The sequence below is a fragment of the Nisaea sp. genome, assembly GCF_034670185.1.
Classification (GTDB): domain Bacteria; phylum Pseudomonadota; class Alphaproteobacteria; order Thalassobaculales; family Thalassobaculaceae; genus Nisaea.
On record NZ_JAXMNY010000004.1, the window covers coordinates 439,230 to 451,885 of the forward strand.

General features: G+C 59.9%; 14 protein-coding genes. 4 read left to right on the forward strand and 10 right to left on the reverse strand.

What is annotated here, in order from left to right; all coding sequences use genetic code 11:
* Positions 1–317: 317 nt before the first annotated feature.
* A complete protein-coding gene (locus VOI22_RS18445; protein ID WP_028466250.1) occupies positions 318–854 on the reverse strand; it encodes a PadR family transcriptional regulator in 537 nt (178 codons plus the stop codon).
* A 146-nt stretch (positions 855–1,000) separates the two neighbouring features.
* On the opposite strand from VOI22_RS18445, the gene dapB reads away from it, so the two are divergent.
* Entirely contained in the window at positions 1,001–1,807 is an 807-nt protein-coding gene (gene dapB / locus VOI22_RS18450) for a 4-hydroxy-tetrahydrodipicolinate reductase (RefSeq protein WP_323797907.1), read from the forward strand.
* A 12-nt stretch (positions 1,808–1,819) separates the two neighbouring features.
* Here the strand turns inward: dapB and VOI22_RS18455 are convergent, their stop codons facing one another.
* Entirely contained in the window at positions 1,820–2,317 is a 498-nt protein-coding gene (locus VOI22_RS18455) for a DUF2244 domain-containing protein (RefSeq protein WP_323797908.1), read from the reverse strand.
* Positions 2,318–2,472: 155 nt separating this feature from the next.
* On the opposite strand from VOI22_RS18455, the gene nth reads away from it, so the two are divergent.
* A complete protein-coding gene (gene nth / locus VOI22_RS18460; protein ID WP_323798021.1) occupies positions 2,473–3,114 on the forward strand; it encodes an endonuclease III in 642 nt (213 codons plus the stop codon).
* A 6-nt stretch (positions 3,115–3,120) separates the two neighbouring features.
* Here nth and VOI22_RS18465 read toward each other — a convergent pair whose 3' ends face one another.
* The 3 genes from VOI22_RS18465 to VOI22_RS18475 form a co-directional block, all read right to left on the reverse strand.
* The gene (locus VOI22_RS18465) at positions 3,121–3,603 is read right to left on the reverse strand and encodes a hypothetical protein (RefSeq protein ID WP_323797909.1); all 483 of its coding nucleotides are present in this window, start codon (positions 3,601–3,603) and stop codon (positions 3,121–3,123) included.
* Between the two features lie 10 nt (positions 3,604–3,613).
* Positions 3,614–4,249, reverse strand: coding sequence for a polymer-forming cytoskeletal protein (locus tag VOI22_RS18470; RefSeq protein WP_323797910.1), 636 nt, complete (start codon positions 4,247–4,249; stop codon positions 3,614–3,616).
* A gap of 68 nt (positions 4,250–4,317) precedes the next feature.
* A complete protein-coding gene (locus tag VOI22_RS18475; protein WP_323797911.1) occupies positions 4,318–4,986 on the reverse strand; it encodes an EI24 domain-containing protein in 669 nt (222 codons plus the stop codon).
* Positions 4,987–5,220: 234 nt separating this feature from the next.
* Between VOI22_RS18475 and VOI22_RS18480 the strand changes: the two genes are divergently transcribed.
* Both VOI22_RS18480 and VOI22_RS18485 read left to right on the forward strand, forming a co-directional pair.
* Positions 5,221–6,213: an adenosine kinase gene (locus tag VOI22_RS18480; RefSeq protein WP_323797912.1), complete on the forward strand. Its 993-nt coding sequence runs from the start codon at positions 5,221–5,223 to the stop codon at positions 6,211–6,213.
* Positions 6,206–7,543, forward strand: coding sequence for an AmpG family muropeptide MFS transporter (locus VOI22_RS18485; RefSeq protein WP_323797913.1), 1,338 nt, complete (start codon positions 6,206–6,208; stop codon positions 7,541–7,543). The genes VOI22_RS18480 and VOI22_RS18485 overlap by 8 nt, the downstream gene beginning before the upstream one ends.
* Positions 7,544–7,549: 6 nt before the next feature.
* Here VOI22_RS18485 and phoB read toward each other — a convergent pair whose 3' ends face one another.
* From phoB to pstC, 5 genes are read right to left on the reverse strand one after another with little or no spacing between them, the layout of a single operon-like run.
* Positions 7,550–8,248, reverse strand: coding sequence for a phosphate regulon transcriptional regulator PhoB (gene phoB / locus VOI22_RS18490; protein WP_416366266.1), 699 nt, complete (start codon positions 8,246–8,248; stop codon positions 7,550–7,552).
* Between the two features lie 35 nt (positions 8,249–8,283).
* Positions 8,284–9,000, reverse strand: a complete 717-nt coding sequence (phoU, locus tag VOI22_RS18495; RefSeq protein WP_323797914.1) for a phosphate signaling complex protein PhoU — start codon at positions 8,998–9,000, stop codon at positions 8,284–8,286.
* A gap of 23 nt (positions 9,001–9,023) precedes the next feature.
* Entirely contained in the window at positions 9,024–9,815 is a 792-nt protein-coding gene (pstB, locus tag VOI22_RS18500) for a phosphate ABC transporter ATP-binding protein PstB (protein ID WP_323798022.1), read from the reverse strand.
* Between the two features lie 28 nt (positions 9,816–9,843).
* A complete protein-coding gene (pstA, locus tag VOI22_RS18505) occupies positions 9,844–11,157 on the reverse strand; it encodes a phosphate ABC transporter permease PstA (protein WP_416366263.1) in 1,314 nt (437 codons plus the stop codon).
* Entirely contained in the window at positions 11,150–12,532 is a 1,383-nt protein-coding gene (pstC, locus tag VOI22_RS18510; protein WP_323797915.1) for a phosphate ABC transporter permease subunit PstC, read from the reverse strand. The genes pstA and pstC overlap by 8 nt, the downstream gene beginning before the upstream one ends.
* Positions 12,533–12,656 lie beyond the last annotated feature (124 nt).

Genomic DNA, 12,656 nt, shown 5'->3' on the forward strand with positions numbered 1-12,656 from the left:
GGGACGGGCCGACCAATAGCCGGTGTGATTGTTGAAACCCCGGTCAACCTCGATAAGCGCCAGCAGGAGATTTTCGAGGACTGTGTCACGGGCAGAGCGAGAGGACCTCCCTTGCAATTTGCCTGCTACTTTGTCCGGTTTACGGAACTCTAGGGCGATCTTAGGGGCTGACTTTACCGCTACGAGATCACATCGAGCGCTTGAGCGGCGGCCCAATGGGCGGCGATTTTCGTAGGGCCGCGCTCTAAAATGGTAGTTTGCCATACTATTAAAAAGCAGGGGATGCCCCCGGTATTCCCGGTATTATTTACCTCTAATTATCTGTTATTTCTGGATTCTATGTCGATCGCTGTTGCGATGGCACGACCCTCATGGCGAAGGAACTCCAGACCTGCGCGACGCACCGCCAGGGCGTAGCGCACTGTGAAGCGTTCGGTATTAGTCATGGATTGAAGGGGTAAGGCCAGAAGTGCCCGGATCTCTTGGTTGAGGGCTCCGGCCCTCTCCTCGATGAGCCTTACGGTCTCTTCCGGACCGGCGCTTTCCGAGAAATAGACAGCGGCCAAGAAATCGGACCTCAGTCGCTCACCCGCTCCTGCCTCCTGCACCTTCTGACGTAACATAGTACGCCCGAGGTCGGTAATGGCGAATGTTCGACTGTCGAGGGACCCATTTGCCGATCCAGTCTCGGTAATGGCGCCGCGCGCCTTCAGCTTGCTCAATGCCGGGTAGAGACTACCTGTGCTGACTGACTGGAAATGGGCAAAATCACTATTGATCCGGCGACGGACCTGATAGCCGTTCGCAGGGCTCTTCGACAAGGCGCCAAGGATAATATCACTGATTTCAAACATACTTTCAGCTCGATATATCAGGAAGAAAACGGAAAAGCGAGCCTTATGTTGCGTCGAGCCCGAGGGGCGAACAAGCAGGCTCGACAGGTGCGGGAAAGCAGGTTAGGACCATCAGGAGCAGTGGCAGACCATTCAGGAGAGCGTCGATGGGCACGACAAAGATCGGAATCATGGGGGTCGCCGGCTTTATGGGCCGGATGATTGCCAAACAGGTCCATGAGCACCCAAAAGCGGTGATCTCCGGCGGCACTGTTCTCCAGGGTAGTGCTGAGGAAGGTGTTGAAATCGCAACACTTTGTCAGTTGCACGGCGAGATGGTCAAAACTGTCTCTGACCCACGTTCAGTCATTTCTGCATCAGATGTGGTGATCGATTTCACGCTTCCCGAGGTGACCGTCGCGCATGCTCGGATCGCGGCCGAATGCGGCACGGCGTTCGTCGCGGGCACAACCGGCCTGACGCCGGAGCAGGAAGCGGATCTTGCCGAGGTGGCTAAAACCATCCCGCTGGTCTATGCGCCGAACATGAGCCTTGGGGTGAACCTGCTGTTCGACCTGGTGAAGAAGGTCGCGGCTGCTCTGGATGATAGTTACGATATCGAAATAGTTGAGATGCACCACAAGCGAAAGATTGATGCTCCATCGGGGACGGCACTCGGCCTTGGCAAGGCTGCGGCGGCGGGTCGGGGCGTTTCGCTCGCCGAGAAAGGCGTGCTGTCACGGGAAGGCATCACAGGGGCGCGTGAGGAGGGCCAGATCGGCTTCGCCACCCTGCGCGGCGGCGATGTGGTTGGTGAGCACACGGTGATCTTCGCCGGCCCGAACGAGCGGATCGAGCTTACGCACAAGGCTGCAAGCCGGGATATTTTTGCGGCTGGGGCCGTGCGCGCGGGTATCTGGGCCGCCAGACGCAAACCCGGGTTCTATTCCATGACGGACGTGCTCGGAATCTGACGCAAAAGCGCGTCAGGCGGACCGCACTTTCGCCAGAGCATCGGTGAGATTGTCGGCGAAATCCTGCTTTTCGGGGGGAGAGAGGAAGGCGCCTATCTCGAGTGCTTGCCCGTGGCTGCGCAACATCAGCCGATCCGGCCCCGTGCGCTCTTCCTCGACGCGGACATTCAGCCAATATGGTTGTAGCTGCTTTTGCATGACCTGGCGTCCACGCACGAAACGCTCGATCGTCAGCTCGGTGCGGGTGAGCCGGACAATTTCGTATCGTCTGGCGTCGCGGTAACTCAGCCGGAAAGCGACATAGATCAGGAACACGTCGAGCCCGAAAAATCCAACGACAGGCCAGGCACCCGCGATCCAGAACACAGCGCCAAGGGCAATGCTGCAGCAGGAGATGGCTGTCATCAGGATAAGAAAGCCTGTCGGTGACAGGCTTCGGTGCGGGTAGAGGACCGCATCGAAGAGTGCGGCATCAGGCGCGGGGCCATTCCTGTGCTCAACTCGTGTCACTGCCAGCCGTCCGGACTGTTGCATCGTGATTCATCAAGGCCCTAACTTGTGATTGGCGCAGGGTAAAGGCAACCTGAAAACAGGGCGTGTCCGGAGCAATCCCCGGAAGCAAACGCCCGGAAGCAAGCGAGAGAGTGCGGGATATGACGAAACGGATGACGAACGCGGCGGTGGACAGTTTTTTCCAGCGCCTGAGCGATCGCGAGCCGGAGCCGAAAGGCGAGCTCAATTACGTCAATCCCTATACCTTGCTGGTTGCGGTTGTGCTCTCCGCGCAGGCTACGGATGTCGGGGTCAACAAGGCGACAGGGCCGTTGTTCGAGGTCGCGGATACGCCGGAGAAGATGGTCGCGCTGGGCCTTGAGCGGGTGCGCGATTACATCAAGACGATCGGCCTCTTCAATTCAAAGGCCAAGAATGTCATCGCGCTTTCGGAAATACTTATCCGGGAGCATGACAGCATTGTCCCGCAGGACCGGGAGGCGCTCGAGAAACTGCCGGGGGTAGGCCGGAAGACAGCGAATGTGGTGCTGAACATGGCGTTTGGTCAGCCAACCATCGCTGTCGACACCCATCTTTTCCGCGTTGCCAACCGGACCGGGATGGCGAGCGGGAAGACGCCGCTTGCGGTGGAGCTGGCTCTGGAAAAACGCATTCCGGCGAAATGGATGCTTCATGCGCATCACTGGCTGATCCTGCACGGCCGGTATATCTGCAAGGCGCGCAAGCCCGTCTGCCCGGTTTGCCCGGTTTCCGATCTGTGCAACTTCAAGGATAAGACGCTGGAGCCTGCCTGAGCCGGATCAGCTCTGTGCCGCACGCGAGATGCCGCGCTGCAGTAAGTTGACAAAGCATTCGTCCCGCACAAGTGCCCCATCGCGTCGCGGTCGGAACTCGTAATAGGTCACGGCGAGGTCTTGATCGAGTTCATAGAGAAACAGATCAAGCACACAGACATCCGTGCGATACTGCCAAACCACGGCGGACATATCGCGCCGGATGAAGGCGGGTTTGCCGAGGATGCTCGAAAGGTCGTGCTGCCCGAGATCGAGCAATCTGCTTGGGTCGCGCTCTTCTTCGCTGAAAGCCGGTGCGCGCGGGCTCGCCGGCGCGGGCAGGCTGGCGACCGAAGCGGAGCCTCCCGGCTCGGCCTGTTTCGTAGCGGCGGCCGCAGATTTCTCGGCAGAGATCGGCTGCTGAACGCGTCCGGTGCTGGCCGTTTTCTGAACGGCTCCGCCGCAACTCGACAGGCTGACAGCAATCAAGAGAAGGAGAAGAGAACGCACCGGTATCAACCTATTCCGGCGTGTTCACAGGCTCGTCTTTGAAAAGCGAGATATCGCCGTCGATCTGACCGCCGAGTTCGACCTCGAGCTGGCCGAAGCGCACAGACCCGGTAACCCGACCGGTGCTCCGAACATGCAGGGTTTGCCGAACGACCAAGGTGCCTTCGAAGCGCCCCCCGATGATGGCTTCGTCTATTACCACCTTACCCTTGAAATGGCCGGACTCGGTGACTTCGAGATGGCGGCTGTTTTCCAGGGTCGCGTCAACGGTGCCCTCGACAACGAGGCTGTCGCAGGCCGTGATCTCACCGGTCAGGGAGATCTCGGGGCCGACCGTAAGCTTCTTGCTCTCGGAGCGGGGCGCGCCACCGCGCCGGCTCGATGAGCCCGGAAGATCGAGAGTCCGGCGCGGGATTTCCGGTACAAATCCCGATGAGGATGGCTTGCTCGGTTGCATTCTGGACTCCTCGTCCGGTTTTCTGGTTGTGACCGCATCGGAGACAGGCGCCGCCGCATCCAAGCGCGTCTCCGAGGGAGATTTCCGGTCCTGGGATCCGGAGGTCTGCTGTTCGTCTGTCGCGCCGGTGCCGAACGACGGGCTTGTGCGCTCGGTGGTGTCCGTGCCGGATTTTTTACGCCGAAACATCAGATCGTCAACTCATATAATTGCAGAAGAGACCATGGCCATCGACCTTAATACTCAAGGACTTATTATCATTTCTTCATGTCGCTCCGCAAGCGCTCGAAACGATGAAGCATAAAAGCCGTCGCAATGACCGGCCCCGCGAAGTTCACAACGGGGATGGTCATGACTGCGGCGATCAGCACGCCACTGACGAAAACCGACCCTGCCTTACGCTTCCGCAGTTCCTTGGCTTCTGCCGGAGTCAGCCGCCTCATGGCAACCATTTCGAAGAATTCCCGCCCCAGAAGATAACCATTCGCGCCGTAGAAAACGATCAGGTTAAGACCGGGGACCAGCAGATAGATCGGCAGAAGCAGAACGTTAACAAGTATAGTAATACCGAGAAACTTCAGACTTTCCAGAACGGTTTCGATGAAAGGCTGCGGGCGCGCGGGGCCGAGTGCCGGATAATGCCGCGCTTCCACTGCCTTACAGACTGAATCCAGAAACAGCCCGGAGATTATGTTCGCGGCACCAGGGAAAAAGAGAACGCCCAGGATCACCACGATCAGGCTGGCGACCCAGGCCGCCGCGTCATCCAGCCAGCCGCCGAAGAACGAAAACCAGTCAAGGACGTACCAGACCGTCGCTCCGAGCAACAGGATTGCCGTGATCGATCCGACGACACTGATGATGATCGGATTGCGGAGCCGGGGATCCGTCAGCTGACCGATGGTGGCGGACAAGGCTGAAAACATAGTCGATCTCTTCTTCTTTCTGGCGTTGTCACCGGATCACTTGGGGCCGGAAGCGGTGCGGTCCAATGCATTTCGACCGAAAAAGCATAGGATCCCTGTCCGCGCAAGAGCCGTGGCGCCATTCGGTGATAGCAGACTTTCCTTGCTGTCCCTGCTCCAGTACCTTGTCGCCGCATTGAGCGGACATCCGGTCCGCCAACCTTTTTTCGCCCTGTTTTCGGGAGCCTGGTCCGCATGGCAGCCAAACCCATCGATGTCACCTGTATCGGCAACGCGATCGTCGACGTTTTCGCCCAAGCCACCGATGTATTTCTCTCCGAGAACGGCATCGAAAAGGGGGCGATGAACCTGATCGACGCCGAGCGCGCCGAGTTGCTTTACAGCAAGATGGGTCCCGGCATGGAAATGTCGGGTGGGTCTGCCGGCAACACGGCCGCAGGTCTTGCGTCCCTTGGCGGCAAGGCTGGTTATATCGGCAAGGTACAGGACGATACGCTCGGCAAGGTCTTCCGGCATGACATCACCGCTGTCGGCGTGCGCTTCGACACAGCGCCGACCCTGGACGGGCCGCCAACCGCCCGATCCCTCATCATGGTGACACCGGATGCCCAGCGCAGCATGAACACCTTCCTTGGCGCTTGCGTGCAGCTCGGCCCGGAGGATGTCGATCCGGACCTGATCGCGGACAGCCGCGTGGTGTATCTGGAAGGCTATCTGTTCGATCCGCCGGAAGCCAAGAAGGCCTTCGTGAAGGCGGCCCGGACCGCGCACGAGACCGGGGGCAAGGTTTCGCTCACCCTCTCCGATCCGTTCTGTGTCGACCGCCACCGTGATGCCTTTCTCGAGCTGGTCGATCACCATGTCGATATTCTGTTCGCTAACGAGGAAGAGCTGAAGTCTCTCTATCAGACGACGGATTTCGATGAAGCATTGCAGAAGGTCCGTCAAAACTGCGAGACGGCTGCGATCACGCGCGGGCCGAAAGGCTCTGTCGTTCTGCACAAATCGGAAGTCCATGTGATTGATGCCGAGCCGGTGGCCACAGTGGTGGACACGACCGGCGCGGGCGATCTTTTCGCCGCAGGTTTCCTGCATGCCTATTGCCAGGGTATGGAGCCGGCTGACTGGGGACGGGCAGGCGGTGTTGCCGCGGCCGAGATCATCTCGCACTACGGCGCCCGGCCGGAAGCCAATCTGAAAGACCTTCTGGCCGCGCGGCTTGGCTGAGACCTTGTCCGGCGCCTGGGATTGGCTGGTGGAGACGGCGGCGCTTTATCTGAAGCGCCGCGTGCTGGTGGTTCTGCTTCTCGGGTTTTCCAGCGGATTGCCGCTGCTTCTGTCCTTCTCCACGCTCAGCGCATGGATGCGTGAGTCCGGTGTGGATCTGACCACCATCGGCCTGTTCGCTCTGGTCGGGACGCCCTACACGCTGAAATTCATCTGGGCGCCGGTGATGGACAGTCTGAAGGTGCCGATCCTCGGCCACCTGTTCGGCCGCCGCCGTGGCTGGCTGATCTTCACTCAGCTCTGCCTGATGCTGTCGATCATTCTGCTTGGCGGCACTGACCCGCTGGCCAGTCCCGCACTGATGGCGACGATGGCAGTTGCGGTGACCTTTTTTTCCGCCAGCCAGGACATTGTTGTCGACGCCTATCGGATCGAGACGCTCCCTGAGGAAGAACAGGGGGCGGGAGCGGCCGCTTATACATTCGGATACCGGATCGGCGTCCTCGCCGCTGGTGCCGGCGCGCTGTTCCTGGCCGACGCTGTCGGGTGGTTCATCGCTTATCTGGCGATGGCCGGCCTCATGCTGGTTGGCTTGATCACTGTCCTCGCGAGCCCGGAGCCAAAGTCCGGCGCGGAAGACGAAGCAGCCGAGAGGCGCGAAGCAAAGTCAGCTCCCGATGCAATTCTCAATTGGACGAAGCGGGCCGTCGTGGCGCCCTTCTCGGAATTTCTGCTTCGGCGCGGCGCATTGCTGATCCTTGCCTTCATCCTGTTTTACAAGCTCGGGGATGCTTTCCTCGGCACGCTGACCAACCCGTTCTATATCGATCTCGGCTTCACAAAGACCGAGATCGCCCAGGTCACCAAGGTTTTCGGGCTGATCGCTCTGCTGGCGGGATTGTTCGCGGGGGGCGCGCTGGTGAAGCATATGGGGCTTCTGAAGGCGCTGCTGGTCTGCGGCGTGTTGCAGGCTTTGTCAAATCTGGTTTTCATCGGGCAGGCGGTGGCGGGGCACGATCTCTGGATTCTGACGGTGACGATCGGGGTTGAGAACTTTACCGGCGGCATGGGAACGGCCGCCTTCGTCGCCTATCTCTCCAGCCTGACGAACATCGCCTTTACGGCAACCCAGTTCGCCCTGCTCTCGTCCTTCATGGCTTTCGGGCGCACCATCCTCAGCTCCGGCGGCGGATGGGTGACGGACCATATCGGTTGGATCGGGTTCTTCCTCGCCTCGACGGCGATTGCCGTGCCCGGTTTGATCCTGCTGCTGGTGCTGATGCGGATGTTTCCGCCGGAACCCGTGTCCGGCGGAAAACAGGCGGGTTGAGCTTGGTCAGGCCGGTGTGGTTGACCGGTCGAGAGCGTATCCGGCAGAGCGGACCGTACGGATCAGGTCGGACTCGGCCTCGATATTGATGGCCTTGCGCAGACGGCGGATATGCACGTCGACGGTACGTGGCTCGACATAGATGTCGGGACCCCAGACCCGGTCCAGCAATTGCTCACGGGAAAACACCCGGCCCGGATGCTCCAGGAAATAGCGCAGCAGCCGGAATTCGGTCGGGCCGAGATGGATCTCCCGGTTGTTCCGGCGCACCTTGTGGGATGCCAGATCCATTTCGAGATCTTCAAACTCCAGGGTCTCGGCATCGCTCGCCGGCCGTGTCCGGCGCAGCACGGCGCGGATGCGGGCGATCAGCTCGCTCGGGCTGAAAGGCTTGGTGATATAATCGTCCGCGCCTGCGTTGAGGCCACGGATCCGGTCACCCTCATCGCCGCGCGCTGTCAGCATGATCACCGGTATGCCTTTGGTCTCGGGCGTCCGGCGCAGTCTGCGGCAGACCTCGACACCGGAGAGAAGCGGCAACATCCAGTCCAGCAGGATCAGATCGGGGGTTTTCTCCATGGCCAGCAGTATGGCTTCTTCACCATCGCCGGCTTCGAGGACTTCGAACCCTTCCCGCTCAAGGTTGTAGCGCAGCAGAGTGACGATAGGGGCTTCGTCCTCCACGATCAGGATTTTGGGACTCATCATGTTCATAGGACACTAACTCTCGATATGAACGCTCATTCGGGCATCGTCACGACATAGCTGGCGTCCTCGCCCTTGGGGCGATCGGCCTGCATTTTCGTGCCTTTGATCTGGAAATGCACGGTCTCGGCGATGTTGGTCGCGTGATCGCCCATGCGCTCCAGGTTCTTCGCGATGAACAGAAGATGGGTGGAAGCGGAGATATTCCGCGGATCTTCCATCATGTAGGTCAGCAGTTCTCGGAACAGGCTGGTGTAGAGCTCGTCGATATCCTCATCCCGGTGCCAGGCGGCAACAGCGAGATCAAGGTTGTCGTCCGCGTAGGCGTCCAGCACATCCTTGATCAGGGACTGGACCAGGCTGCCGATGCGCACAATGCCATTGGCAGGCGGGATCTCTGGCAGGCTACTGAGCACAATGGCGCGCTTGCCGATATTCGCGGCGTAATCGCCGATGCGCTCAAGGTCGCTGACGATCTTCAGGCTGGCCACGACCGTGCGAAGGTCTCCCCCGAGCGGCTGGCGCAGCGCGAGCAGCCGGAGGCTCATGGCCTCGACCTCTGTTTCCAGAAGGTCGATCGGAGCATCGGCTTCGCGCACCCGTTGGGCGAGCGCCTGATCCCGCCGATGCACGGCACGGACAGCTGCTTCGCACTGACTTTCGACAAGGCCGCCCATCTGGGCGATCTTGGCTTTGAGGGCTCCAAGTTCTTCGTCGAAAGAGCTGACTATGTGGTCGTTGTTCGAACCCATTGAGATACTTTCCGTGATCTTTCTTAGCCGAACCGGCCGGTAATATAGCCCTGCGTGCGGGAGTCGTTCGGGTTGGTGAAGATCTGCTCGGTATCGCCGACCTCGACCAGCTCGCCCAGATGGAAGAAGGCGGTGCGCTGGGAAACCCGTGCAGCCTGCTGCATGGAGTGGGTGACGATAACGATCGTGTAGTTCTCGCGCAGCTCGTCGATCAGCTCCTCGATCTTCGCCGTAGCGATCGGATCGAGGGCCGAGCAGGGCTCGTCCATCAGGATCACTTCCGGATTGACCGCGATGGCGCGGGCGATGCAGAGGCGCTGCTGCTGGCCGCCGGAAAGGCCGGTGCCTGGCTCCAGCAGGCGGTCTTTGACTTCCCCGAAGAGACCGGCCTTGGTCAGGCTCGTCTCGACGATCTCATCGATGTCGGCCTTGCTCTGGGCCGTGCCGTGAATGCGCGGGCCATAGGCGACATTGTCGTAGATCGACTTCGGGAACGGATTCGGCTTCTGGAACACCATGCCGACGCGGGCACGGAGCTGCACCGGATCGAGCGAGGAGTCGTAGATATTCTCATCGTCGAGGGTGATTTTGCCTTCCACGCGGCAGATGTCGATGACGTCGTTCATCCGGTTCAGGCAGCGCAGGAAAGTGGACTTGCCGCAGCCGGAGGGTCCGATCAGAGCCGTGACCTCGTTCGGTTGGATGTCTAGGTCGACATCCATCAGGGCCTGCTTCTCACCGTAGAAGACCTTGACCTTGTCGCCCTTCATCTTCGGCTTGGCGCTTGGTGTCGGGGAGGCATCGGACTTGGCCATATTCTTGTTTTTGCTCATGGAATTACCTCTACCAGCGCCGTTCGAACTTCTTGCGAAGCATGACGGCTACAATGTTCATGAAAATGAGGAACGCAAGCAGCACCATGATGGCGGCTGAGGTTCGCTCTACAAAGGCGCGCTCGGGGCTGTCCGCCCAGAGATAGATCTGCACCGGCAGCACGGTCGCCGGATCGGTGAAGCCGCCGGGGACGTCGACGATGAAGGCGATCATGCCGATCATCAGCAACGGTGCGGTCTCGCCGAGTGCCTGGGCCATGCCGATGATGGTGCCGGTCAGGATGCCGGGCATGGCCAGTGGCAGTACGTGATGGGTCACGACCTGCAGCGGCGAAGCACCGAGCCCGAGTGCTGCTTCCCGGATCGAGGGCGGCACCGCTTTCAGGGCGGAGCGGGAGGCGATGATAATGGTCGGCAATGTCATCAGTGCCAGCACCATGCCGCCGACCAGCGGGGCGGAGCGCGGGAAGCCGAAGAAGTTGAGGAACATCGCGAGGCCAAGCAGACCGAACACAATGGACGGCACCGCCGCGAGGTTGTTGATGTTGACCTCAATCAGGTCGGTCCATCTGTTCTTTGGCGCGAACTCTTCCAGATAGATCGCTGCCATCACTCCGATGGGAAACGACAAGAGCAGGGTGATCACCAGGGTCAGCAAGGAGCCTGTCACGGCGCCGAGAATACCTGCTTCCTCCGGCTCGCGGCTGTCCGCGTTCATAAAGAAATCGGTATTGAAGCGCGTTTCAATTCGATCGTTCGAGTCCAGCTTATCGTACCAGGTGAGCTCGGTGTCGGTGACCCGGCGGTTGCTTTCCTCAAGAGTGCGATCAACATAACCCTTGGTCAGCATGTCGATATCGTCGGATGCCTTGACCCAGAGATCGAAAGTCTGCCCGACCAGGGTGGGGTTCTCGATCACCATATCCCGCAAGACAAAACCGGCATTTGGCGAGACGAAGTTGTACAGCTTCCGTTTGTCTTTTCGGCCGGTGACCTCCGGGAAATTGTCGCGCAGGTTCTTCTTGATCAGTCCGCCATAGTCGGCGGTCTTGAGCTGGGCTATATCGCCCGTGCCGGCCGGATCGAGATATTCCGGATCGAACGAGATATTCAGCTTGATGTATGTCTGCAGGAAAGCCGTATAGCCCGTCCCGGAGATGCTTCCGACGAGAAATACCAGCATCAGACCGGCGGCAATAATGCTGCCCAGACCGTACATCCGGAAACGGCGTTCCGCCGCATAGCGCTTTTTCAGACGGTCCTCGGAAAGAGTCGGCCTGCGGATCTCGGTACCTGATTTCGAATTCATGATCGCGTCAGTCATATTTTTCCCGATATTTCCGGACCACCCGTAGGGCGACCACATTCAGACCGAGGGTGACAAAGAAAAGCACAAGACCGAGGGCGAAGGCCGCGAGCGTCTTGGCGGAGTCGAATTCCTGATCGCCGACCAGCAAGGTGACGATCTGCACCGTCACCGTGGTGACGGCTTCAAACGGGTTTGCCGTCAGGTTCGAGGCGAGGCCGGCGGCCATCACCACGATCATGGTCTCGCCGATGGCGCGGGAGACGGCCAGCAGAAAGGCCCCGACAATGCCCGGAAGGGCGGCCGGAATGATCACATGCCGGATGGTTTCGGACTTGGTTGCACCAAGCCCGTAAGAACCGTCGCGCAAGGATTGCGGCACCGAGTTGATGACGTCGTCCGAGAGCGATGAGACGAAAGGAATGATCATGATGCCCATGACCAGACCTGCCGCGAGCGCACTTTCCGATGAAACATCGAGCCCGACACCCTCGCCCCAGCCGCGGATCAGCGGCGCGACTGTCAGGGCGGCGAAGAAGCCGTAGACGACAGTCGGGATACCGGCCAGCACTTCCAGCATCGGCTTGGCGATAGCGCGGAATTTGGGATTGGCATATTCCGCCATGTAGATCGCGGAGAGCAGACCGATCGGACCTGCGACCAGCATCGCGATCAGAGTGATCAGCATGGTCCCGGCGAATAGTGGCACGGCGCCGAAGCTGCCGGAGGCCCCGACTTGCTCGGCGCGGATTGCCGTTTGCGGGCTCCAGTGAATGCCGAACAGGAAGTCGAAGAAGGGGACGCGGGCGAAGAACCGGATGCTTTCGAAGATCAGCGACATGACGATGCCGACGGTCGTCAGGATCGCGATCATCGAGCAGATTATCAGCAGCCCGCGAATGATTTTCTCGACCGCGTTGCGCGCCCGGAATCTGCGACTGATCTGGGAGCGGGCCCAGGCGAGACCAAGCAATGCGATGCAGACGACGCTGGCAACCATGGACCAGAAGCCGATGGATTGCAGCGCCAGATAGCGTTCGGTAGCGGCGACGATGGCCGGACTGGCCTCACGGCTGACAGCGTTTCCGCTGGAGAGGTTCCGGATATCTGTCAGCATCAGTGAATAATCGTCCGCATTTTGCGGCATGATCGACGCATCAAGTCCCGACATCACCATGTGATCGACGATCTGCGGCTGGACGATCAGCCAGATCGCCAGCAGAAGTATCGCGGGCAACCCGCAACCGAGCGCCACGAACATACCGTAGTAGCTTGGCAGTGAGTGCAGGATACGGACATCGCCCGACGCAGCGAAAACGGATCTGGCCCGGCCGACCGCGTAGCCGGCAACCGACAGTCCGATGACAACCAGAATAAGAAAGAAGCTGTTCATAGTGCCCTGCCGGCGGAGGTTGCTCTTGGCTGCGGCTGGAGGTGCCGGGCCGAATAAGTGCCTGTCTTTATGGATCCACGGTTTCGAGCGGGTCCATAAAGACAGGGGAGAGGCGGTGGACCGC

Coding starts and splice junctions, on each gene's coding strand:
- VOI22_RS18445 (WP_028466250.1), bottom strand. CDS start 854: ATGTTTGAAATCAGTGATATTATCCTTGGCGCCTTGTCGAAGAGCCCT.
- dapB (WP_323797907.1), top strand. CDS start 1,001: ATGGGCACGACAAAGATCGGAATCATGGGGGTCGCCGGCTTTATGGGC.
- nth (WP_323798021.1), top strand. CDS start 2,473: ATGACGAACGCGGCGGTGGACAGTTTTTTCCAGCGCCTGAGCGATCGC.
- VOI22_RS18470 (WP_323797910.1), bottom strand. CDS start 4,249: ATGTTTCGGCGTAAAAAATCCGGCACGGACACCACCGAGCGCACAAGC.
- VOI22_RS18475 (WP_323797911.1), bottom strand. CDS start 4,986: ATGTTTTCAGCCTTGTCCGCCACCATCGGTCAGCTGACGGATCCCCGG.
- VOI22_RS18480 (WP_323797912.1), top strand. CDS start 5,221: ATGGCAGCCAAACCCATCGATGTCACCTGTATCGGCAACGCGATCGTC.
- phoB (WP_416366266.1), bottom strand. CDS start 8,248: ATGAGTCCCAAAATCCTGATCGTGGAGGACGAAGCCCCTATCGTCACT.
- phoU (WP_323797914.1), bottom strand. CDS start 9,000: ATGGGTTCGAACAACGACCACATAGTCAGCTCTTTCGACGAAGAACTT.
- pstB (WP_323798022.1), bottom strand. CDS start 9,815: ATGGCCAAGTCCGATGCCTCCCCGACACCAAGCGCCAAGCCGAAGATG.
- pstA (WP_416366263.1), bottom strand. CDS start 11,157: ATGACTGACGCGATCATGAATTCGAAATCAGGTACCGAGATCCGCAGG.
- pstC (WP_323797915.1), bottom strand. CDS start 12,532: ATGAACAGCTTCTTTCTTATTCTGGTTGTCATCGGACTGTCGGTTGCC.